Annotated in this window: 21 protein-coding genes and 1 other RNA gene; 20 read left to right on the top strand and 2 right to left on the bottom strand. The window is 56.8% G+C overall.

Translation table 11 applies throughout. The features are described 5' to 3' along the window. Both KGZ66_05000 and KGZ66_05005 read right to left on the bottom strand, forming a co-directional pair. On the bottom strand, positions 1-225 hold a 225-nt coding region (locus KGZ66_05000; GenBank protein ID MBS3984942.1), incomplete at its 3' end, for an IS5/IS1182 family transposase. Between the two features lie 278 nt (positions 226-503). Then, complete coding sequence (locus tag KGZ66_05005) at positions 504-806, bottom strand: hypothetical protein (protein MBS3984943.1); 303 nt, start codon at positions 804-806, stop codon at positions 504-506. Between the two features lie 299 nt (positions 807-1,105). Here KGZ66_05005 and ssrS point away from each other — a divergent pair. The 20 genes from ssrS to sigK all read left to right on the top strand — a co-directional run bounded on the left by ssrS (position 1,106) and on the right by sigK (position 22,238). Beyond that, a non-coding RNA gene (gene ssrS, locus KGZ66_05010) (6S RNA) lies at positions 1,106-1,282 on the top strand. A 60-nt stretch (positions 1,283-1,342) separates the two neighbouring features. Next, a complete protein-coding gene (locus KGZ66_05015; GenBank protein MBS3984944.1) occupies positions 1,343-1,774 on the top strand; it encodes a SoxR reducing system RseC family protein in 432 nt (143 codons plus the stop codon). 5 nt (positions 1,775-1,779) lie between these two features. Beyond that, positions 1,780-2,106 (top strand): thioredoxin, encoded by a 327-nt coding sequence (trxA, locus tag KGZ66_05020; GenBank protein ID MBS3984945.1) that lies wholly within the window; start codon positions 1,780-1,782, stop codon positions 2,104-2,106. Between the two features lie 8 nt (positions 2,107-2,114). Beyond that, a complete protein-coding gene (ltaE, locus tag KGZ66_05025) occupies positions 2,115-3,149 on the top strand; it encodes a low-specificity L-threonine aldolase (protein ID MBS3984946.1) in 1,035 nt (344 codons plus the stop codon). Positions 3,150-3,384: 235 nt separating this feature from the next. Next, positions 3,385-4,431: a tRNA 2-thiouridine(34) synthase MnmA gene (gene mnmA, locus KGZ66_05030; GenBank protein ID MBS3984947.1), complete on the top strand. Its 1,047-nt coding sequence runs from the start codon at positions 3,385-3,387 to the stop codon at positions 4,429-4,431. Positions 4,432-4,493: 62 nt separating this feature from the next. Beyond that, complete coding sequence (locus KGZ66_05035; protein ID MBS3984948.1) at positions 4,494-5,015, top strand: PRC-barrel domain-containing protein; 522 nt, start codon at positions 4,494-4,496, stop codon at positions 5,013-5,015. A 173-nt stretch (positions 5,016-5,188) separates the two neighbouring features. Next, positions 5,189-5,365: a hypothetical protein gene (locus KGZ66_05040; GenBank protein ID MBS3984949.1), complete on the top strand. Its 177-nt coding sequence runs from the start codon at positions 5,189-5,191 to the stop codon at positions 5,363-5,365. A gap of 195 nt (positions 5,366-5,560) precedes the next feature. Continuing rightward, a complete protein-coding gene (locus tag KGZ66_05045) occupies positions 5,561-6,985 on the top strand; it encodes an ABC transporter permease (protein ID MBS3984950.1) in 1,425 nt (474 codons plus the stop codon). Then, on the top strand, positions 6,978-7,655 hold the full coding sequence (locus tag KGZ66_05050; protein ID MBS3984951.1) for an ABC transporter ATP-binding protein: 678 nt from the start codon (positions 6,978-6,980) through the stop codon (positions 7,653-7,655). Before KGZ66_05045 ends, KGZ66_05050 begins: the two co-directional genes overlap by 8 nt. Beyond that, positions 7,652-8,986 carry a hypothetical protein gene (locus tag KGZ66_05055; GenBank protein ID MBS3984952.1) on the top strand — a complete coding sequence of 445 codons (1,335 nt, stop codon included), beginning with the start codon at positions 7,652-7,654 and terminating at the stop codon, positions 8,984-8,986. Before KGZ66_05050 ends, KGZ66_05055 begins: the two co-directional genes overlap by 4 nt. Before the next feature lie 409 nt (positions 8,987-9,395). Beyond that, positions 9,396-12,014, top strand: a complete 2,619-nt coding sequence (alaS, locus tag KGZ66_05060; GenBank protein MBS3984953.1) for an alanine--tRNA ligase — start codon at positions 9,396-9,398, stop codon at positions 12,012-12,014. Between the two features lie 105 nt (positions 12,015-12,119). Then, a complete protein-coding gene (locus KGZ66_05065; GenBank protein MBS3984954.1) occupies positions 12,120-12,368 on the top strand; it encodes an IreB family regulatory phosphoprotein in 249 nt (82 codons plus the stop codon). Beyond that, a complete protein-coding gene (locus KGZ66_05070) occupies positions 12,368-13,306 on the top strand; it encodes an aldo/keto reductase (protein ID MBS3984955.1) in 939 nt (312 codons plus the stop codon). The genes KGZ66_05065 and KGZ66_05070 overlap by 1 nt, the downstream gene beginning before the upstream one ends. Before the next feature lies 1 nt (position 13,307). Then, on the top strand, positions 13,308-13,745 hold the full coding sequence (gene ruvX, locus KGZ66_05075; GenBank protein ID MBS3984956.1) for a Holliday junction resolvase RuvX: 438 nt from the start codon (positions 13,308-13,310) through the stop codon (positions 13,743-13,745). A gap of 59 nt (positions 13,746-13,804) precedes the next feature. Next, on the top strand, positions 13,805-14,119 hold the full coding sequence (locus tag KGZ66_05080; protein MBS3984957.1) for a DUF1292 domain-containing protein: 315 nt from the start codon (positions 13,805-13,807) through the stop codon (positions 14,117-14,119). A gap of 163 nt (positions 14,120-14,282) precedes the next feature. Further along, the gene (gene mltG, locus KGZ66_05085) at positions 14,283-15,311 is read left to right on the top strand and encodes an endolytic transglycosylase MltG (protein MBS3984958.1); all 1,029 of its coding nucleotides are present in this window, start codon (positions 14,283-14,285) and stop codon (positions 15,309-15,311) included. Positions 15,312-15,332: 21 nt separating this feature from the next. Next, positions 15,333-16,541: a U32 family peptidase gene (locus tag KGZ66_05090; GenBank protein ID MBS3984959.1), complete on the top strand. Its 1,209-nt coding sequence runs from the start codon at positions 15,333-15,335 to the stop codon at positions 16,539-16,541. A 29-nt stretch (positions 16,542-16,570) separates the two neighbouring features. Further along, positions 16,571-18,952, top strand: coding sequence for a hypothetical protein (locus KGZ66_05095; protein ID MBS3984960.1), 2,382 nt, complete (start codon positions 16,571-16,573; stop codon positions 18,950-18,952). A gap of 14 nt (positions 18,953-18,966) precedes the next feature. After that, positions 18,967-21,393, top strand: coding sequence for a hypothetical protein (locus KGZ66_05100; GenBank protein ID MBS3984961.1), 2,427 nt, complete (start codon positions 18,967-18,969; stop codon positions 21,391-21,393). A gap of 143 nt (positions 21,394-21,536) precedes the next feature. Further along, positions 21,537-22,238 carry an RNA polymerase sporulation sigma factor SigK gene (gene sigK, locus KGZ66_05105; protein ID MBS3984962.1) on the top strand — a complete coding sequence of 234 codons (702 nt, stop codon included), beginning with the start codon at positions 21,537-21,539 and terminating at the stop codon, positions 22,236-22,238. The last annotated feature ends 288 nt before the right edge of the window (positions 22,239-22,526 follow it).

The following is a 22,526-nucleotide window of genomic DNA, read 5'->3' on the forward strand; positions in this document are numbered from 1 at the left end:
AATCCCGTTTGTGTAGCCGTAGATGTACAGACGAATCAAATCACCAGGATGAAAAGGCGGTCGCCCAGTTTTAGCGAGAGTGGCCTTCTGAAAACCAAGCGTATTAAGGTCAAGTGTATCAACGAAAACGTCAATTACCCTAACGGGATTGTCCTTTCCCACGTAATCGTCAAGACACTGCGCCATTTCTAGCTGAAATCTGCAATCGCCGGTAATGTAAGGCATAACACACCGCCATTTTCATACTTCTAGCGATAATTATACCATAATCACTACGTTATGTCACGGGTTTTCGCACGGTCTGACGGAGGAGCGCGACATTCCTGATTCCTCTCCCCATAGTTCACCGCTCACCGCTTCTCCAAAGCCTAAAGCCTAACGCCTAGCGCCTACGCCTCAGAGCTGAGAGCCGTGCGCCCTCGTCTCGCCTACGACAAGCGACAAGCGACAAGGGACAGCTCCCGGCACCCGGCGGCTGGCGCCTGGCGGCTGGCTGCTGGCGGCTACTTCCGCACCACCGTGCGGTTCCGCGCGTAGTTCGAGAAGTTGTGCAGCAGGTCGTGTATAAGGTTGGCACCGCGCGAGATTAGAAGTCCGCTGATGATGTAGTCAATGATTGGAAAAGCAATGGGGACGTTCAGGGCCGACAGTACACCTACTCTGGTGCTGACACATAGCGTAATGCCTACCACAATGGCCGCTAATGCCGAGTAGCTGTTGCGAACTTTCGGAAACGCGCTTTTGATGATTCCCACCACCTGCTCTACCACCACTGCCAGCAGAACCAAAGTCGTGACTATGTCCACATTTCACACCTCCGATTTACTTAGTGGTTTAGTATATGCCGGTGTGTGTGGCTTGTCGCAGCGGGCTTTGAGCTTTGAGCTGTGAGCAATCATGAATCGTGAATCATGAAGAGAAACGGCACCACTGCGATGATGCTCTACCGGGCACTGAGCACTGGGCACTCCTTCTGCTAGAAGGAGCAAGCAGCCAAGTACCCTCCGTTCTCCACGAAGTGTAAAGTGCAAAGTGCTCCTCCAAGCTCTCTTGCACAACCGCGTTTCACGTGTTAAACTAGTGGCAACAAGAGTTCGACATTCAATTTTCCCTGCGATGTGCGTGAAGCCTATGAGTTTTGTTCCTAACACCAACAAAACGGGGATCCAATGCTCGTTATCAAGTGGTAGCCGCTAGCCGGATTCGCGCGATAACGAGGGAGGTCACCCACCTGCGGAGAGCAGGTTCAAAACGAAGGGCGCACGGCAATCGCGGGGCTTTATTTTTCTCGCGTTTGACGCTTGTCCACCCTAGTTGTACAATTGTACCTGGGGTGATTTTTTTGCGTCAGGTCGGTGAAGTCACGGCAGTGCACGGGAACACGGCGACAGTCAAGGTGAAAAAGCACTCCGCGTGCGCAGAGTGTCGGCACAAATGTGCCATGGCGCACGAGGCTAAAGAAGTCGCCGTAACGGCGGACAACCGCGCGGAAGCGCGTGTCGGAGACAGCGTGGTCTTAGAGCTTAGCGACCGCGAGGTGCTTAAGGCAGCGTTTCTCATCTACATAGTGCCGGTCTTGTTCTTGTTTATAGGCGTCGGCCTAGGTACGGTGCTCGGGCTGACCGAAACACATGCCTTGCTGATGGGGTTAGCCGGCCTCGTGAGCTCTTTTTTGTTGCTTAAGTTTGTTGTTGACCCCTACATTCGCCGTCAAGCAGGCTACCATCTTGTTATTATTTGTGCTGCCAAACCAGTTCAAGATAAGGAGAGTTGATATTTATGGCCAGCAACGTCGTCACCGTAACTCAAGCTAACTTTGCCGCGGAGGTACTGCAGTCCACACAGCCGGTTTTAGTCGATGTGTGGGCAGCATGGTGTAATCCCTGCCGGATGTTAGCGCCCATTCTCGATCAAGTCGCCAACGAGCAGACAGGTAAGCTCAAGGTCGTCAAAGTAAACTCGGACGAGAACATGTCACTGGCGATGGAACTCGGCATTATGAGTTTACCCACGCTGATTCTTTTTAAGGGCGGCAAGGAAGCCACGCGCCTGGTCGGACTCATGTCTAAGCCCATGATTATGAGTCGGCTTGCGCCCTATCTCTAGAGTCTGCCATGAAGATTCTGGATTTTCGCAGCGACACAATCACAGCTCCCTGCCCGAGAATGCGCGAAGCTATGTACCGCGCCGAGGTCGGCGATGATGTCTACGGTGAAGACCCGACGGTAAACGCACTTGAGCAGAAAGCCGCGGAGCTCCTCGGCAAAGAGAGTGCCCTCTTTGTGCCGAGCGGGACGCAAGGCAACTTAATTGCGCTCCTGACGCACTGCGGGCGCGGCGATGAAGTTATCCTCGAGGCAGATTCGCACATCTTTATGTACGAAGTCGGCGGGATGTCGGCTTTAGGCGGGTTAATCCCACGGCGCGTATCGGGTGTTAAAGGCGTCCTAATGCCTGAGGCTGTGCGCGCCAACATACGGGAGGACGACATCCACTGCCCACCGACCGGGCTTATCTGCATCGAAAACACACATAACAGAGCCGGAGGCACTGTAGGTAACGTTTCGCAGACGGAAGCCTTGCGGCAGGTAGCCGATGAATATGGGCTGCCGCTACATCTAGACGGAGCGCGCCTCTTTAACGCCGCCGTTGCCTTGGGGTGTCCTGTGCATGAGTTGAGTGCACCATGCCACTCCATAAGCCTTTGCCTGTCCAAAGGCCTCGGTGCGCCGGTGGGCTCTGTGCTTGTAGGCAGTAGCGAGTTTATTGTGCGCGCACGTAAGGTGCGTAAGATACTTGGCGGCGGCATGCGGCAAGCCGGGATTATCGCCGCTGCGGGCTTATTCGCTCTCAACCACAACATAGAACGCCTAGCCGACGACCATCGTCATGCCCACAAGCTCGCCCTAGGGTTACAGGAACTTGGCTTTGAGCTTGACCTTAGCTCAGTGCAGACAAACATCGTCAGGGGAGACACTTTGCCACTGGGGGTAGCGGCCGACCGCCTGCAGCAGCAGCTAGCCGCCGTCGGTGTAATGATGCTTTCTATGGATCCCACCACTGTCAGGTTTGTGACACACTTGCATGTGACAGAGGCGGATGTCGACGAAGCGCTACTGCGGATACGTGGGGTTTTAGTGGGCTCTTAGGTCCTGGTAGAGGAAGTGCCCAGTGCCCAGTGCCCAGTAGAGCGGTGTCCCAGCGGTACCGGCTCCCCCTTAACCTTTAACCTCACAGCGGAAAGCGGAAAGCGGAAAGCCACTCCGCGGTTGCAGTTCACGACTCACGATTCACAATTCACGATACATGATTGCTCACGCCTCATAGCTCAAAGCTCACAGCCAAAAAAAGCGAGGTGTATCCATGGCCCGCGTCCTAGTAGGCATGAGCGGAGGAGTCGACAGCGCGGTCGCGGCATACCTCCTCAAGCAACAGGGCCACGAAGTGTTTGGCGCGACCATGCGCCTGTGGATTGACGAAGACGAGCCCGTAGCCGGGGGTTGTTGCGCGCTCACCGCCGTCGAAGACGCACGCAACGTTGCGGCCAAACTCGGCATCCCGCACTATGTGCTTAACTACCGCGAGCTTTTCCGGGCCAACGTCGTGGAGCCGTTTGTTGCCGAGTATCAAGCCGGGCGCACGCCTAACCCGTGCATAGCCTGTAACAGCCGTGTGCGCTTTACGCATTTCCTTGCGCAGGCCAAGTCATTAGGCTGTGACTTTATGGCCACCGGCCACTACGCCCAAATCGAACACCTTCCCGTGGGGCCGCGCCTTAAGAAAGCGCGTGACAAACGCAAGGACCAGACTTACATGCTGTTTCGGATGACCGAGGCGGAGCTTTACTCGACTCTGTTCCCTCTCGGAGGCTTAGAGAAAAGTGAAGTTAGGCGTATCGCCGCCGGTTTAGGCTTAAGTGTCGCCGCAAAGCCCGACAGCCAGGAAATCTGTTTTGTACCAGACAACGATTACCGCTCCTTCCTGCGTCGCCAAGGTGTGCGTGACATCCCCGGCGATATTGTGGACCGGAGCGGCCGCGTGCTCGGCAGTCATACTGGGATTTTTAACTACACAGTGGGCCAGCGTAAAGGTCTTGGCGTCACTTCACCTGTGCCCTTATATGTCCTTGAGATAGACGCCACACGGAACCGAATAATTGTAGGCGAGGCGAACGAGCTGTTGCAGCAGGAAGTCTCCATCGCCGATTTGCATTTCCTAGAGATTCCTTCCCCGGCGACGCAACTTATGGGTAAGGCACGCTATACTACACAAGAAGTACCTTGTACGCTCACACCTACAGCTCACGACCAAGCCGTGGTCCGTTTTAACGAACCTGTGCGCGCTCCTACTCCCGGACAGTCGCTTGTGCTCTACCGCGGCGAGTACGTAATTGGCGGCGGCACGATTACGGGAGCGCTCGCGCGGGCATAATAGTAGCCAGAGCCCGAAGGCTACCTCGGCTAAAACTCGCTTGCAGGGAGTGACGGAACGCATTGCGGCGCGGACGAGAGATTATTGGGCTTCCCGTTATAGATTTATCTAACGGGGAGCGCATTGCACAGGTTATAGACCTAGTCTGCAATCCCGCGCAAGACTGCGTGAGTGCGCTATTGTTGTCAGGGCCAGACCAGCCTCGCGGCAGTCGCATGCTGCTTTGGGAGAACATTTACAGCCTAGGGGTCGATGCGGTCACTGTAGAGAGCCGCGAGGCCATCACTCCGGCCAATGAAGCGAGCGGGGTTAAGAATCAGTACCTAGCGAAGAACGTCCTCACCTCTAGCGGGAAGTCGCTCGGGCGCATTGAAGACATCGCCGTTGACGCGCAGAGCGGACGCATACTTGGCTGTGTCCTCACAGACGGTCTGGTAGGGGATTTTCTTACAGGTCGGTCAATTATCCCGTTAGTCGACAACGTAATACTAGGTGAAGAGAACATGATTGTGCCTGACGAGCCGACGAGTCTCAGTGAAGAGCGGGGAGTGAACGATGAAACTGACGCGGTGCCCGAGGTGTAACGGACGCGCTCTCGGCAGAGTAGGGGTGCTGCAGTACTTTTGTGGGGACTGCTGCGTTGAGTTTGCCGTGGGGAAACACGGTGTAGTCGTTTACGAGATTCTTGATGACGGCAGTGTAGTATCGGTATCCGACTCTGCGGTTCACGAAGCATAACTTGAATGGAGGGACAGCAGTGCGCAAAGGGTTTATCGCAGGGATAATAATCGGGGGCTTAGTTGGCGTGTACTACGGCATGCAGCTGACGACGCGTGAAAGGTCGGCCTTAGGAGACCTCGTCGATCGGGTTGCCGCCAAAGGCAGGCGCGTCATGCGCGAACTAGCGGACGACGCCGTGCAAGTAGTGGAGTAGGGGAAGGTAAACAAACACACAAAACACACAAAACACAAAACACAAAACACAAAACACAAGGAAGCAGAACAAGAGAAAACAAAAGGGACGGTTCTTCTTGTTTCAAAACAAAAAGAACCGTCCCCGCTGTTTTTTTGCATTCCTATCTCTCTCTAATAATGGGACTTGTGATAAAATGAGCGCGGAGGTGTCGAAGTGCTGCGCTTAGCTCTAGCAAATATACGCCAACGCCTGATGCGAACGCTGATTACCGTATTTGCCATGTTTCTCGCTGCAGCCGTGGCCACGAGTGCCATGTCCCTCGCGCTAGGCATTGCCAGGGGAGGTTACAACGAGTACCGCGCGTACTACGGCGGCGATATCTTAGTCTTTACCCCCACCTTTGTCGGAGCAACAGCGACTCCCACCGCACACGGGGCTGTACATAGCGCCATTTTGTACGACTCGGGCTTTAGCTTGTTGCGCACCATCTTCCCGCACTTTCAGACAGAGGGGTACCTAGGCCTTGCGCAATTCCCTTATGTGCCCATCAGTGAGACACAGTTGCAGGGATTAGCAGCGCAGGCAGGTGTTGGGGCCGTTCGGCCAAAGTATATTATGCCGGGGGCTATCGACAGGTGGCCTGTAAGCATTAGGGTTGTGGCCGAGAGTCTAACCGAACACTTGGTGGAGGGACGCGTCCCCCGGCCCACAAGCCAGGACGGTGAGCTTGAAGTCGTCGTTAACGCCTACGGCAGTCCGCCCGCTCGGGTGGGCAGCAGCATTACCCTAGATGTCCCTGTATTTCGAGTAGGGGCGTCGGGTGTGCCGCAAGCAGACTTTAGTCAGGCTCCCCGGCAGTATACTGCACGCGTGGTGGGTATCGCGGCGTGGCCGACGCGAGAGATCACGTTCTTTCGCGGCCCCGAGGAACCGCCCATCTCCGAGCAGGGTTTTGTCCATAGCAGTGAGGTCTACTTAGATGGGCAGGTCTGGCGAACACTCTGGCAGGAGCAGTCACGCGGGGCACCTTACCCTGTGTTGGCAGTCGCCCTCTCTGTCACAGATCTTTCTCAGCTTAACGTAACGGCAGGAGCGCTGCGCCGGGCTTTCCCCGCGCTTAGCGTGATGACCGTGCCGGAGATAGCGCGCCATGTGGAACGTTTTGGTCTGCTGGACCAATTCTACCGCATACCCGCTGAGGCATGGCGTCCCGCGGACGGGGAAGTGCAGCAAGCCCATGTGCCGGTCGAACTCGGCCTAACCGGAGCCATTCTCATGTTTGCTAGTGCCGGCATGCTGTTGGCCGGACAGATGCTAGCCGGCTTGGCCGAACGCCGCAAAGAAATAGGCATATTAAAGGCCCTGGGAGCAAGGCGGCGAGATATCGTCGGCATGGTGCTAACCGAGGGGCTGCTACTTTCGGCGCTAGGTGCGGTGCTAGGTTTCGTCGTCGTGCGAGGCCTGGCTATTCACCGCGAGCTGGCCAATCAGGTGAGTTGGCTGGAGGTTTTGCGCGGCACGCTCGAAGAGCTGTTAGTCGTGTTCGGACTTACGGTCGTAGTGGCGCTGTTGTTTAGCGCCGTCCCGGCAGCGAAAATGTCGCAGCTGCCTGTAATGGAGGTGTTTCGCAGTGAATGAGATTTTGCGCACCGAGCGGCTTAACAAAGCCTTTCACCTCGGCGAGACTATCTACGCGGTGAGCGATGTGTCAATTAGCATTCCCGCCGGCAAGATTACGGCGATTGTCGGGCCTTCAGGCTGCGGCAAGAGCACCCTCCTGAGTTTGCTGGGTGGCCTCGACCGGCCGATGAGTGGCGACGTGTTGCTCGAAGGGCAGTCTTACCGACGCTTGTCCGAAGATGCGTTAGCCTTAATGCGCAGGCGTAGATTGGGATATGTGTTTCAGTTTTTTAACCTGATACCCCACCTCTCCGCCCTAGAAAACGTGATGCTACCCATGAGCTTTGTCGGCACCGCAAGAGCGCAGGCACGCGAGAAAGCGCGCGAGCTCCTTAGCGCCGTAGGCTTAAGCAAGCGGTTAAATCACATGCCGCTGCAGCTTTCCGGCGGTGAGCAGCAACGCGTAGCCATCGCGCGTGCACTCGCTAATGCGCCAAGCCTAGTCCTAGCCGACGAACCTACCGGCAACCTCGACAGCAAAGCGCGCGAAGACGTTGTCGAGCTTCTCACGCGATTTAATGTAGCGAACTCGCAGACGTTCGTAATCGTCACGCACGACGACTCGGTCGCCTCGGTGGCACATCACGTAATCCGCATGGCGGACGGCCGCGTGGTGAACCAAGCTTGACGCAGCTAGTGTGGCGCTTTTTTAGGCACAACTGGCGTGTGCAGGCAGCGGTGACGTGCCTGTTCACCGTCTCGATTGCTCTCTTGATTGTTTACGGCGCATATATGGAGCGCCAGGTGAGGCTGCTGCAGTTAAGCGTGGTCGGTGGAGCACCGGAAGACCTAATCTATGTGCAAACGCCCTATCTGCAACCGGAAGCGAACCCGCTTAGGCCGCACCATGGACCCGGGCCGGTGCCGGTAGTATATTTGGGGTCGTGGAGGCTTGATATTGCGCATACGAACATCGGCACGCTCCCGGTGGTTGTAGTGGGTGAAGACAAAGGAATTAATCTAGGCCTCGGCGAGGGCGAAGTCGCCTTGCCGGCGGCGTTAAGCCAAGAGCACGGGCTAAGTATAGGTGAAGAGCTGTATTTTAGGACGGGCACTATCTCACGGCGCCTAGCAGTAGCAGAGGTTCATAATGAAGCCGTTTTTGGCGGTCGCCTGGTAATGCGTGACTTTTTACACCCGGAAGCGCTTGTTTTCCTGTATCGAAAACAGGCCGGTTCCTGGGCTGAAGCCATCCACTACCTGCGTCGGTCATACCCCACTGCGGTGTTTACACATGCGGGAGCTACTCGCGCAGCCGCCAAAGAGATTATCGATGCCGTATACGCTCCTACACAGGGAGCGGTTTTCGGGACTTTGCTCTTTGTCGCCATCGCCTTCCTGACGGTGACAGTATTTAGCTTCTTAACTAAACGTCGACTATTGGCTATTACTAAGACGCTTGGGCTCCGCGCGTTTGAGCTCGCAATTCTCATAGCCGGTGAGGCAGCCATGCCGCCCCTGCTTGGTTCGGTCCTCGGCTCTGCATTAGGCTACGCGGTGCTGCGCGGACTAATTGCCTCCGGGCAGGAACTTGCCATAGTCCCCGAGGCGTTTTCTAGCGCCGTCCTGGCGGTCTGGCCGGCTGTAGTCCTCGGCATAGCCATTCCCTCGCGCTTTGCCCAAGTTGCCACCGCGACGCAGTTGTTGTACGAGCGTCCCATTCCCCTGCAGACCGTGACGATTAAGGAACTGAGCCGACGGTTTCCCGGCCTCGATAAACTTGTTGCCGACGGAGTCAAGTTTGTCAAGCTGCAGGTAGACTCCGGCCACTTTAACGGCATCGTCTTTCGTCGGCTGGGCGATTTTGTAAAGCAAGGCGAAGTGCTGGCCGTCGAGGAACGCTGGTGGGGGATGCAGGTGGTGGAGTACCATTCTCCCGCTACCGGAGAGATTGTCTTCTTTGAGCCGGAGATTGGTATGTTTGGGGTGCAAGCTGCGCTACCGGTTGACACCGCTTAGCGCGCCTACTATACTTAGAGCAGCAAAGGCGTCGACGGGACTAGCCACCCCTGAGCCTGCGGCCGAAAGACCGCCGGATGCCCCGTTATCGGCATGCTAAGTGACCGCTTTCGCATGAGTTTGCCCAAGCACGCAAATTCGTCAGGCGGTAAGCAGGGTGGTACCGCGAGACTCTCGTCCCTGAGGATGAGAGTCTTTTTTGCTTTTTTGCTTCAGGGCGCGGGGACTTCTCACCACAATTGCGTCATTCTATCTCTGTGCCCTCCGTGACTCTGTGGTGCACAATCTCCCTCTCCCGAATCCGAAGCGTAACGTGAAGCAAAAAGCTCCGTCCCTTTTGCTTCCCCGCGGCACCCACCAGCGACAAGCGACAAGCGACAAGCCACATTATTCAAAGGAGGTCTCCCGCATGAAATACCAAACCGCTGACCAGTTGCGCTCGTCGTTCCTTGAGTTTTTCCGCAGCAAAGGGCACACGGTGCTGCCAAGCGCATCGCTTGTACCCATCGACGACCCGACGCTGCTCTGGATTAACAGCGGCGTGGCGACACTAAAGCCGTATTTTTCCGGCCAGCAGGTGCCGCCAAACCCGCGGCTCGCTAACAGCCAAAAGTCTATTCGCACGAACGACATCGAGAACGTCGGCCGTACGGCGCGTCACCACACACTGTTTGAAATGCTCGGAAACTTCTCGATTGGCGAGTACTTTAAGGACGAGGCCATTCACTGGGCGTGGGAGTATCTCACGCAGGTGGTGGGCTTTGCACCCACAAGCCTTTGGATTAGCGTCCACCCCGAGGACGACGAGGCCCTCTCCATCTGGCGAGAGAAGGTAGGCGTGCCGGCAGAGCGCATCGTCAAGCTCACCGACAACTTTTGGGACATCGGGCCCGGTCCCTGCGGCCCTAACTCCGAGATATACTTCGATCGCGGCAGCTCCTTTGGCTGCGGTAACCTAAACTGCGCCCCCGGGTGTGACTGCGAGCGCTATTTGGAAGTGTGGAACCTAGTGTTCTCCCAGTACAACCATAACGAGGACAACACATACACGCCTCTGCCGCGCAAAAACATCGACACGGGCATGGGGTTAGAGCGGCTGGCCTCGGTTGTGCAGGGTGTTGACACGAACTATGGCACAGACCTCTTTATGCCCTACATCCGGCACGTAGAACAGCTTACCGGCCACAGCTACAGGGAAAACCGCATGGCCATGAACGTCATAGCAGACCATGTGCGGGCCGTTTCCTTTGCCATTGCCGATGGCGCCGTGCCCTCGAACGAAGGTCGCGGGTACGTAATTAGGCGCCTGCTGCGCCGCGCCGTGCGCTTTGGTGGGCAGCTTGGCTTAAAGCGCCCATTTCTTGGCGAAATGGTACCGCTCGTGACCCACGTTATGGCGGAAGCCTACCCAGAGCTAGGGGAAAAGCAAGACTATGTGGCGCGCATTGTGCGCCGCGAAGAGGAGCGCTTTCTAGAAACTTTAGATGAAGGCACGCAGCTCTTCTTAAGTCTAGCACGCGAACTAGCAGCAGCCGGCCAAAAGGAACTAAGCGGAGCGCAGGCGTTCCGCCTCTACGACACCTTTGGCTTCCCGCTAGACTTAACGACAGACCTAGCGCGCGAGCACGGTCTCACCGTCGACAGCGCTGGTTTCGCCGCGGCTATGGAAGAGCAGCGTCAGCGGGCGCGCTCCGCTCGTCAAGACGTCGGCAGCGATTTTGGCAAGGTCAATCACTTTGCTGCGCTACCGCCTACGCGCTTTGTCGGCCTAGACACCACCGGGGGGACGGGCCGCCTAGTCGGGCTCCTAGTCGACGGCAAGCCGGATACTGCACTCCATGCGGGCGAAAAAGGCGCACTGCTCCTCGACTGCACCCCGTTCTATGCCGAGAGCGGCGGGCAAGTAGGCGACAGGGGAGTAATTCGCTTCAAGGGCGGGGAGTTTAGGGTCGACGACACGCAGAAGTACTTTGGCGATTTTTACCTGCACATCGGGCAACTAACAAAGGGCATACTCACGGTAGGCGACGAGCTATTGGCAGAAGCCGACAGCTCCTTCCGGCACGCACTCGCGCGCGCCCATACGGCTACGCACCTCTTGCATGCGGCTCTCCGCCGCATCCTTGGAAGTCATGTGCAACAGGCCGGTTCACTGGTGGAAGCCGACCGCCTGCGTTTCGACTTCTCGCACTTCGCTGCCCTGACGCGCGAAGAGCTGGCCGCCATTGAGGAGGAAGTCAACTCGCAAATCTTAGCGGCCCTTCAGGTCGAATCTGCATACATGTCTATAGAGGACGCCAAAGCAAGCGGGGCGACGGCGCTCTTTGGCGAAAAGTACGGCAGCGAAGTTCGCGTCGTAAGTATGGGCGAAGCGGCCCGCGAGCTCTGCGGCGGCACTCACCTTGACAACACCTCCGCCGTCGGCTTGTGCCTGCTGCTAGGAGAAGGCGGCATCGGCGCAGGTCTACGGCGCATCGAAGCCGTAACCGGGAAAGAGGCTTACCTCTACGCTAAGGGACGCCTGACGCTCCTCGATTCGCTCGCAGGAACTCTCAAAACAAGGCCCGAAGAAGCAGAGCGGCGACTTGAAGACGTGCTTCTGCAGAGCAGGGAAGCCGCCAAAGAGGCAGAGCGACTCCACAGTAAGCTTGCCGCCTTAGAAGCCGGGGACTTTGTCACGAGCGCTCTTGACGTAGCCGGTATCAAGGTCGTGGCGCGCCAGGTGCAGGCTAAAGATATAGATACTTTGCGCTCAGCCGCCGATGCGGTGCGCGACAAACTACGCTCCGGCGTCGTCGTGCTCGGTGCGGTGCACGAAGATAAAGTGGCGCTCATTAGCATGGTGAGCGACGACTTGCTCTCGCGCGGCCTACACGCCGGGAACCTTATCCGCGAGGTGGCCAAAATGACCGGCGGCGGTGGCGGCGGCAAGCCGACGATGGCCCAGGCCGGTGGCAAGGACCCCGGTCGCTTGCCGGAAGCGCTTAATGCCGTGGCCTCTCTGGTTGCCGCCCAACTTAAAATGTGACAAGCTGATGACAGAACGCGCGTTGTGGACTACCGTTAACGCGGGGATGATATTATTAGTCAGAGGAAGAGATTAGCAGCGGGAGGGCTTAGCGTGGGAGAGCGCATGGATGAGACGAGAGTAATCCAAAAAATCGAGACAGACCGTCGCCAGCAGGTGCGCGAAGTGCTGCAGCAGGTGTCCGCGGCGCTCAAAGAGAAGGGATACAACCCTACGTTCCACATCACGGGATATCTCTTGTCGGGCGACCCTGCCTATATCACTTACCACCAGAACGCGCGCAACATTATTCGCCGGGTAGAGCGCGATGAGATCTTAGAGGAGCTCATTAACAGCTACCTTGAGCGGCGTTAGTGCGGCTGGTGCGGTTGTGTGGGACGATTGAGGTCTCCGAGCTGTGCTACGGCACGCTAACGCTTGGGCCTCTGCAGAAGGGCCTGACCCCAAAAGAGGGGGGTAGGCTCCTTCGGCTTGCCTTTGAACTTGGCGTCAACTTCTTTGATACCGCAGAGCTGTACGGAACATACGCCCACCTCGCAGCCGGTCTCGCCGAAAACATAAACGAAGTCGTAATTGCCACCAAGAGCTACGCCCCCGACGCGGCAGGAATGGAACAGAGCTTAGCGGGAGCCCTGCGCAGCCTAAACCGTGACTACATCGACATATTCCTGCTGCACGAGCAAGAGTCTTTGCACACCCTGCGCGGACATGCTCCTGCGCTGGAGTTTCTGCTGCGCCAGCGCGAGGCAGGCACCGTGCGCGCGGTGGGCATTTCTACGCACCATGTGGCGGGCGTGCGCGCCGCGCAGCAGTATCCAGAAATCGAGGTAGTTCATCCGCTAATCAACAAAGCGGGCATAGGTATAGTAGACGGCTCACGCGAAGACATGGCTGCGGCAATTCACGACGCGGCCAAGCAGAATAAAGGCGTTTATGCCATGAAGGCGCTAGGCGGAGGGTCGCTCTATGCCGACGCCTTGGCGGCCATCTCTTATGTGCGCGCGTTGCCCGGCGTAACCGCGGTAGCTCTCGGGATGGGCTCGCCGGCCGATGTATACGCGAACTGTGCTTTGTTCTCGCAAGGCGCGTTTCCTGCGGATTACCGCCCAGAGCAAAGCAGACGCCGCCTGCACCTCGAACCTTGGTGCAACGGGTGCGGCGTTTGCACAGAGCGTTGCCCGCAGGGAGCGCTGTCTCTCGCGGCGGGGAAGGCTGTAATTACGGCGGAGAAGTGCGTGTTATGTGGCTACTGCGTCGCACGCTGCCCCGATTTTAACTTGAAGGTGATTTAACTTGCAGGCACGGCGCATACTAGGGCTAGACGTGGGGGAGAAGAAGATTGGGGTGGCTGTAAGCGACCCGCTGGGGCTTACCGCGCAGGGGCTAGAGACAATCTTGCGGCGGTCACTCGCCCAGGATGTCAGGCAGATAGTCGAACTGGTAGCGCATTGGCAGGTAGGCCTAATCGTTGTTGGGCTCCCCATTTCGCTTAACAACACTGCCGGTCCGCAGGCAGAGAAAGTGAAGAGCTTTGCCGCCGCGCTTGCCGCCAAGACCCCTGTCCCACTGAGTTTCGTGGACGAACGGTTCAGTACCCGCATCGCCACGCAGACGCTACTCCTTGCCGACACGTCAAGGCAAAAGCGCAAGCAGGTAGTAGACAGGCTTGCGGCTCAGCTTATCCTGCAGGCATATCTTGACCGCGCAGAAAACCGCAAAGACCCTATTTGACTTGCCAACAAGCCTAGAGTAGAATGTAGCTATGAACGCGAAAGAGGTGTTTTTTGCCAATGACTGAGAACGAACGCGACGAGGTTGTTGTACTCACGGATGACGAAGGCAACGAGTTTGAGTTCCAAATTATCGATGTCCTAGAGGTAGAGGGAAATCGCTATGCCGTGTTGTTCCCGCTTGACGACGAAGAAGCCGACGAAGACGAAGCTCTAATCATGCGTCTTGAGACCGACGAGGACGGGGACGATGTACTCGTAGATATCGATGACGACCAAGAGTGGGAGAAAGTCGTTGCCGAGTGGGAAAGCATGCTTGCCGATGAAGAAGACCTAGATGAAGAACTCGAACTAGACGACGAGTCTGACAAATAGCGATTTCTAAAGCCTTGAGCGGGACGTTGATAAACAACACCCGCTTTTTTAGATTTCTGTTATAATTTAAGTCAGACCAAATTTGCCTTTCGCAGACTGGAGCTGATAAGCGATTATCCCGAGCCACTATATTCCCGTGCAACTGCACACGCGGTTGCTACACTTGGCGTCAAGGTTCATTTCTTGGCAGAAGCGCAACCGCCTAGGTTTCGGCGGCGGCATTGCTTTACTTGCGCTGATTACAGCGCTCGGGCTCTCTACTTTGTTTGCCCCGGCAGGCACGGGTGAGGCGTTGCGCGTCACGGTCGAAAGCGGCAGTACAGCCAAGGAGATTGCTGCTAAGCTCCGCGAGGTCGGCATTGTGCGCAATCCGGCGGCCTTTGTGTTGGCCGCGCGCTGGTACGGGAAGACGGGGGCGCTTAAGGCCGGCACTTATGAGCTTGCACCGAGCATGACCATGCGTGAAATCATCCTAAAGCTAAGCGCCGGACAAGTTGTCAATACCGCGGCGCGTGTTACCATCCCCGAGGGCACTACGCTGCCGCAAATCGGCAGGATTTTTGAACAGCACGGCCTGTTTACTCAGGCAGAATTTTTGTCGGCAGCCGAAAGTATCTCTTTGCCCTACGAGTACCTCGCCCATGTTCCCGGCAACACACTGCGGCGCTTAGAAGGTTACTTGTTCCCGGACACTTACGAGTTTTCCCCCGGCACTACCCCGGAGCTCGTTATTCGTACTATGCTCGCCCGCTTCGACGCGGTAGTCACGCCGCTGTTCGCTGTCTCGCCCAAGCGACAGCAGTTTAACCTGCACCAAATAGTCACCATGGCTTCGATTGTGGAGCGCGAGGCCGTTAAAGCTAAGGAGAGGCCCCGCATTGCCGGCGTGTTCTATAACCGCTTGCGGCGCGGCATGCTGCTGCAGTCGTGCGCTACCGTGCAGTTTGTGATCGGGCGTACCGGCAAGCTCTACTACGTCGACCTCGAAGTGGAGTCGCCCTACAACACCTATATCCACGCGGGCCTGCCACCCGGCCCCATTGCCAGCCCCGGGCTCGCGTCGCTAAAAGCAGCCTTAAAGCCGGAGGATACCCCTTACTTCTTCTTCGTGGCGCGAGGCGACGGTTCCCATATCTTTAGCCGCACTTACGCCGAACACCGCGTGGCTATACGCTCTGCCACAGGCAGATAGAACAAAAGCACAGGAGGCCCTATGGCAGAACTACTAGCCCCGGCCGGCACACTAGAAAAGCTCATTTTCGCCATTAAATATGGAGCCGATGCCGTGTATGCCAGCGGAGTCCGCTATGGGATGCGGGCTTATGCCGGCAACTTTTCTTTAGACGACCTTGCCGCAGGCATAGCCTTTGCGCATCAGCATGGGCGCAAAGTTTATGTTACGGTAAACATCATTCCGCATAACGACGACCTCGCCGGTCTGCCCGAGTACCTGCGGCAGTTAAGCGAGATTGGTGCCGACGCCGTCATCCTTGCCGACCCCGCCGTTCTCGTCTCTGCACGTGAAGTTATACCAGAGATGGAGCTGCACCTTAGCACGCAAGCGAACGCGGTTAACTGGCAGAGCGTCAGGTTTTGGGCAGAGCAGGGCATTCGGCGCGTAATTTTGGCGCGCGAACTTAGCCTGGCCGAAGTTGCCCAGATTCGCCGCCGCGTGCCGGACGTAGAACTTGAAATGTTTGTGCATGGCGCCATGTGCATTTCGTATTCGGGCAGATGCCTGCTCAGCAACTACATGACCGGACGGGACGCTAACCGCGGCGAGTGCGCGCACCCCTGCCGCTACAGCTACGCCTTAGTCGAAGAGAAACGGCCGGGTCAGTATTTTGGCATCGAAGAAGACGAGCGCGGCAGTTACATCATGAATTCTAAAGACCTGTGCCTCTTTCCGCACCTAAGAGAAGTCCTGCAAACCGGCATCGACGGGCTAAAAATCGAGGGGCGCATGAAGAGTGTGCACTACGTCGCCACCGTGACGCGAGCGTATCGGCTAGCGTTAGCGGCGCTAGCGCGCGGCGAAGAGCCTCTGCCGGAGCTCGCGCGAGAACTTCGCCAGGTTAGTCATCGCGCTTACACTACCGGCTTTGCGTTTGGCCCCCCGACAAATAGTGACCATCTTTACGCAGGAGGAAACCACCAAGGCGAAGCAGAATTCTTAGGGATAGTGCGGGGGTTTACGCCGGGGGATGGGCTGCTGATTGAGCAGCGGGGGAATTTTCGCGTCGGTCAAAGTGTGGAGTTTATAGGCCCCACCGAAGGCCCACTGCCATACGTCATCCCGAGCATGCTGAGCGCGGCGACGCGCACGCCGGTAGATACCGCGCGCCACGCACAGGAACTCCTATACGTGCCTTTTGCCAAGCCCATATCGGAGTATGCAATAATGCGCTCGGCGCCGGCGTAAAAAGTCTACAGCGAACGAGGAGGGCTCACATGAGCGGTTATGAACGCAGGGAACTAGCTAAGCGAAACCTTGTCTCTGCCACTAGCAGGGTGACAAAGCGCACGGGTCACGTAGCTAATGTAGCGGAAAGCCTGTTGGCGGTCACCAATAAAATTGCCCTGCAGGCCACGAAGCAGAGCGCTGCCGTGAGTTCTCTAAAGAGCAAAATGGACGCCTACGCGGGCTCTGCGGCAGACGTTCTTGTGACCAGTCAGGACTCGGTGGGCCTTGCCAAACGGGCGGTGGATGCCGCCGCGCAAGGTAAGCAGTCTGTGCAAGAGTTTCTCGCCGCCATGGAGAGCATTAAATCTGCGGTTGACGCGGCCAGGGCAGTAGTGGGCGTGCTAAACGCACGCACGCGCGATACCGACGAAATGCTTAACACCATCAGGGATATAGCCGAGGCCACGAGCATTTTAGCGCTCAACGCTTCCATTCAGTCTGCCCATGCCGGACAAGCGGGGAGAGGCTTTGCGGTCGTAGCGCAGGAGGTAAAGCGCCTAGCTGAACGCAGCACCATGTCCGCTCTCGCCATGCAGTCTTCTGTCGACGAAGTGGCGCAGGGCATCCGCAAGACTGTAGCCGCACTCGAAAGTATTTTGGCTCGCGTAGCGGAAGGCGAAGTGTTGGCCGCAAGCACAGAGCAGTCTTTTGCCGCTATCTATGTCGCTGCCAATGAAACCAGCAGCGCTTTTCGTGAGATTGGTACGGCACTAGCGCAGCAAGCAGAAAGTCTAGACAACGTCACGTCGTCCATCGCCTCTATGAACGACAGCTTTGAGCGGCTCTACAGCTTGGTCGAAGTATCGTCATCCTACGCCTCCTTTGCCGAGAACACTATAACCGCGCTTAGTCGACAGGCCATGGATTTGAGTGCGACGGGTGAGGCCCTTTTAGCCGCGAGCGAAATAGTTGATGCCCGCACACATGTGGTTCTCAACCTGCCCTACGCACCGCAGACCTACGACCCCCATAAAAACTTCGACTTCTACGGCGCACAGCTCTTGTCTAACGTACATATGGGGCTTTTGGCCTCGGATGCTAAGGATGCCATTATCCCAGGTTTGGCGAGCAAATGGAGCTACGATGAGGATGCACTTACCTGGTCGTTTGTGGTTCACCCCGAGGCTAGGTTTTCTAACGGCTGCAGAGTGACGGCAAGCGACGTTAAGTTCTCTTTGGAGAGGTTAGCCGACCCCAAAGTGGAGTCACCGTCAAGCTGGGCTTTGACAGGTATAGATGGCCTAGCCGAGTTTGCGGCAGGCACGCGAGCCGAGATTACTGGCATTAAAGTGCAGGATGAGCACACCGTGGCCATTAAGTTGAGCGAGCCATTTAGCGGGCTCCTTACGAACTTGAGTCATTACTTTGCTGCCGTTATCTCCGCTGCCGAGGCGAACGAAGGGCGTATTGTCGGCGCCGGCGCCTACTACATAGCCGAGCACACAGACGAATTCTGCCGCTTGTTAGCCTCGCCTACACACCTTAAGGGCGAACCCGCCGTAAATTGCATCGAGTTCTCCTTTAGTAACGCTGACATCCCCGCAAAGCTAAGTGCCGGTAAGCTAGACATAGCGTTTATTGAAAGTGCGGAGGTTTGGGCAGGCGTACGAGCGCTACCGCGCGTTGAAGTGCTGCAAAGAAGCATCCTCGGGTATACATACCTCGGACTTAACTTGCGCTCCCCGCATCCTGTGCTGAGCGACAGCGAAGCGCGCCGCACGCTGTCGTTAGCCATTAACCGGAGTCACCTAGTGGAGGAAGTGCTAGCGGGGATGGGGGCAGAGGCCTATGCGCCGCTCTCGCCTTCTGTTTTCGGGGAAGGAATTTCCGGGCGCTTCGCTCCACAGGAGGCAGAGCGTATTCTTAGTCGCTTTAGGGCAAGCAAACCACTAACTATTTTGCTGCGCTCCGATGAACAGGCACCGCTCTATGAACGCTTGGGTGAGTTCTGTATTGCCGCGCTTAAGGCAGTAGGATTAGAAACCCGCGTCGTGCGGGTGCCCCATAGCGTCTACCGCAATCCCGAGAACATTGCGCAAGCCGACTTGTACCTTTCGCGCTGGGTAGCCGATACGCCGGATGCCGACGCACTGCTCACGCCCATTTTTTATTCCGGCGTGTCTACAAACATGTCGGGCTACAGCAACCCCGAAGTAGATATGCTGATTGACCGCGCGCGCAAAACTCTAAACGGCGCCAAACGACTGGCGTACCTAAAGGAGGCCGAGCGCATCATTGTGCAGGATATGCCGGTGGTTTGCTTAAACTACATCACGCTAGGGGTTGGCTTTGACCAGTCACTACGGCATGTCGCCGTGAGTCCGATGGGCCTGATACGGTGTGAAGACATCGTCAAGGCCGGCAGCTAGGAGGTGCGATTCTAGTGATAAAGCTCCTGCGTCGTGAAAGACAATCGGGTATCGTGCGGGCACCACAAGCTTACGCCGGGTGCGTGAAGCGCAACCACCGTCTAAGCGTAGGTCGCGTCAAGCGCGGCCTAGTTGGTGTAGACGATGTCGCCGACAACCTTATCCAGCTCTCGCAAGCCATAGCGGATGTGGCCGACACTGAACGCGAAGTAGTCAGTCGGGTGGAAGACGAGGTCACCGGCTACTCGGCACTGATGCAAGAGATACTCTCTAACACCGAGAACTCCTTGCGCCTATCGCACAGTGCTTTATCTGCCGCAGAGCGCGGCCAACAAGACATGCAAAGCAGCGTCTCTGCCATGCGGCTGATAGAACAGGCTGTGCAAGAGGCTACAGAGGCCACGCAGAGATTACGCTTGAAAGTTAAGGATATTGAACACCTCTTGACCGTTACGCGCGACCACGCCAGGACAACTCGCATGCTGTCGCTTAACGCCAGTATCGAAGCCGCGAGGTACGATGAAGGGCATGGCTTTATGGCGGTAGCCGAAGGTATACGCGAACTAGCAGACCGCAGCGTAGAAGCAGTGAGCAAGATAAAGGGCAGCACCGCAGATATCACCGCAGCTATTTCGGACGCCGAGCAGGCGCTAACGCACATCCTCAGCAAGGTAGCCGGCGGCACACAGCGTGCGGAAGAGCTTGGCAAGGTGTTTGGCTCGATTGTAGGGTCAGTTGGCGCTGCGGACGCTGCGTCCAAGCAGATTCAGGAAGCGGTGGCCGACCAGACTGCCCGCCTCGAAGAAATAGTTGCCGCCAACCACCGTTTAAGTGTCTCCTTTGATAAACTTTCGCAAGTTGCCGATGTGTCCTCTGTCTATACGGAGGTTGTTAAAAGCTCGCTCGGCGGTTTGGCCATAATCGCAGACGACTTAGCTCGCTCGGCGGAAGGGTTCCATGCCGGGGACACCGCGCCCGAAACAGAGCGGCGCTTAGTCTTTAACCTGCCGCAGGAACCGGACACATTTGACCCGCACCTTAATTCGCTTTACTACGGCGCACAAGTACTAGCTAACGTGCACCTCGGCTTGCTCGGGACAGACAGCCGAGACCGACTTGTGCCCGGTTTAGCCAGCAAATGGCACTACGACGCCGAGAAGCAGGAGTGGCACTTCTTCCTGCGGCAAGGTGCCAGATTCTCGCATGGCCGAGAGGTTACAGCCGGCGACGTCAAGTTTTCGCTGGAACGCGTGGCTGACCCTAAGCTTAGCCCACCGCGTGCATACGTCTTAAGTTCGGTGGAAGGCTACGAAAGGTTTGTCGCCGGGCAGGCCGCGGAGATTAGCGGCATTAGGGTGGAGTCTTCGCATCACTTGGTGGTTAAGATGCTTACGTTCTCAGGCGACTTCCTGCTTAACCTTGCGCAGCACAGCTGTGCCATTATTGCCAAAGAAGAAGCCGAGCAAGAGCGCATTGTCGGGTGCGGCGCGTATCGGATAAAAAGCCGCAACAAAGACGGGTGCGTGCTGGAGGCTTTTGACCGCTACTGCATGGGCGAGCCGTTCGTGAAAGAGATTGAGATTCGCTACGGTAGCCTCGCCTTGGCCGAGCGCTTCCGTCGCAAGGAGCTCGATATGGTAGTCTACGAGAGCGTCGACTTGCCAAAGCTCCTGCAGAACGACGACGGTGTAAAAATCCTTACGCAAAGCATGCTGGGGCTCGGGTTTGCGGGGCTCCGCATGAACTCGGAGAATCCCCTGATTAAGCACAAGGAAGCGCGCCGTGCGTTAGCCATGGCCGTAGATAAACGCAAGCTCGTGCAGGAATTGTTTGCCTCCCTAGCCGAAGAAGCGCACTGCCCAGTCCCGCCCGTGCTCATGACAGACCCTTCATTAAAGCCTATTCCCTACGACCCTGCCCGCGCCAAACAAGTACTGGCGAGGCTTGGCCTTAAGAAACCGCACCTTAAGCTCTTGTCGAGGCTAGACTTAGCTGTACCCATCTTTAACCGCGTAGAAGAGTTTTTTGCCGAGTCCCTGCGACAAATCGGCATCGAGGTCGAGTACGTCAAGGTCGAACATAAGGTATATCTCCGCGCGGAAAACTTAAGTCGGGCAGACGCCTATGTCGGCCGCTGGGTAGCCGATAGCCCGAGCCCGGAGGAAATGCTTACGCCGCTCTTGGACAGCGCGTCTAGCATGAACCGCGTCCTGTACAAAAACGCGGAAGTAGACGAAATGCTAGCGCGTGCGCGCAAGCTCTTAAACCCGACTAAGCGCGAGGACCTGTACCGCCGCGTGCAGCGCAAGGCTATGGAAGACGTGCCGCTTATACCGCTGTATTACTTGTTGGCCGGCGCTGCCTACCGCGAAAGCGAGCTGACGAACGTCAACATTAGTCCCATGGGGCTGCTTAGGTGTGGGGAGATGATGTTCGTTTAGATGCTGCCAGCCCCCAGCCGCCAGCCGCCAGGAGATGTCGCTTGTGATTTGTGATTTGCGAGCCGTAAGCTGTCGATACACATCCCCCTTGCCTCCTGCATACACTGCTAGAGAGTGTTTTGCGGGAGGCGATACTTTTGTTGCTGCTGTCCGTATTGGCGAGGATACTCGGGCTCTTTGCGGGCTTACGCCTCTTGGTCTCCTATGTTGCCACCAATTCGTTTCCGCAGCCTTTATCCGAGAGCGAGGAACAGCGGTATCTGCGCCAATGGAAGGAGGGCGACTGGCAAGCGCGCGGCATCCTCATCGAACACAATTTGCGCTTAGTGGCCCATATGGTGAAGAAATACGACTCTAGCCCCGTAGAACAAGAAGACCTTATATCCATCGGCACTATCGGCTTGATTAAGGGAGTTAACACCTTTGACATGCACAAGGGCATCCGGCTCGCGACGTATGCCGCGCGCTGCATAGACAACGAGATACTGATGCACCTAAGGGCAACGAAGAAGTTACGCGCAATGATATATCTCAACGAGCCGACAGGGGTAGACAAAGAAGGAAATGAGCTTACTCTGATAGAAACACTATCTAACAACGAAGAGCCGCTCGCCGACACGGTCGAGACAGCACTGCAGCAGGAGCGGCTACAACAGCTGTTGGCGCGCCTTGACCGACGCGAACAGGTGGTGCTGATGCTGCGTTTTGGCCTCGTTGACGGAGTTAGGCTTACTCAACGCGAGATTGCCCGCGAACTCAAGATTTCACGTTCCTATGTCTCCCGCATCGAAAAAAAAGCCATGCAACGCCTCTACAGCGAGGTGTGTAAGGAGGGGGGGTTTTGAAAGAATAGCCGCCAGCCGCCAGCCGCCGGCCGCCAGCCGCCAGCTTTGAGCTGTGAGCGGTGAGCTGGGGCAATCATGAATCAGGAATCGTGAATCATGAACTTAGGGAAGGCAGTGAGCTTTGAGCTGTGAGCGATGAGCTGGGGCAATCATGAATCAGGAATCGTGAACCATGAACTTAGGGAAGGCAGTGAGCTTTGAGCTGTGAGCGGTGACGCACGGGGTGGAAAGGTGGAAAGGTCAAAGGGGAACGGGTTCCTGCTAGCATGCCTCCGTCTCCACGAAGTG

This window comes from Selenomonadales bacterium (assembly GCA_018335585.1).
In the GTDB taxonomy this organism is placed as follows: domain Bacteria; phylum Bacillota; class UBA994; order UBA994; family UBA994; genus UBA994.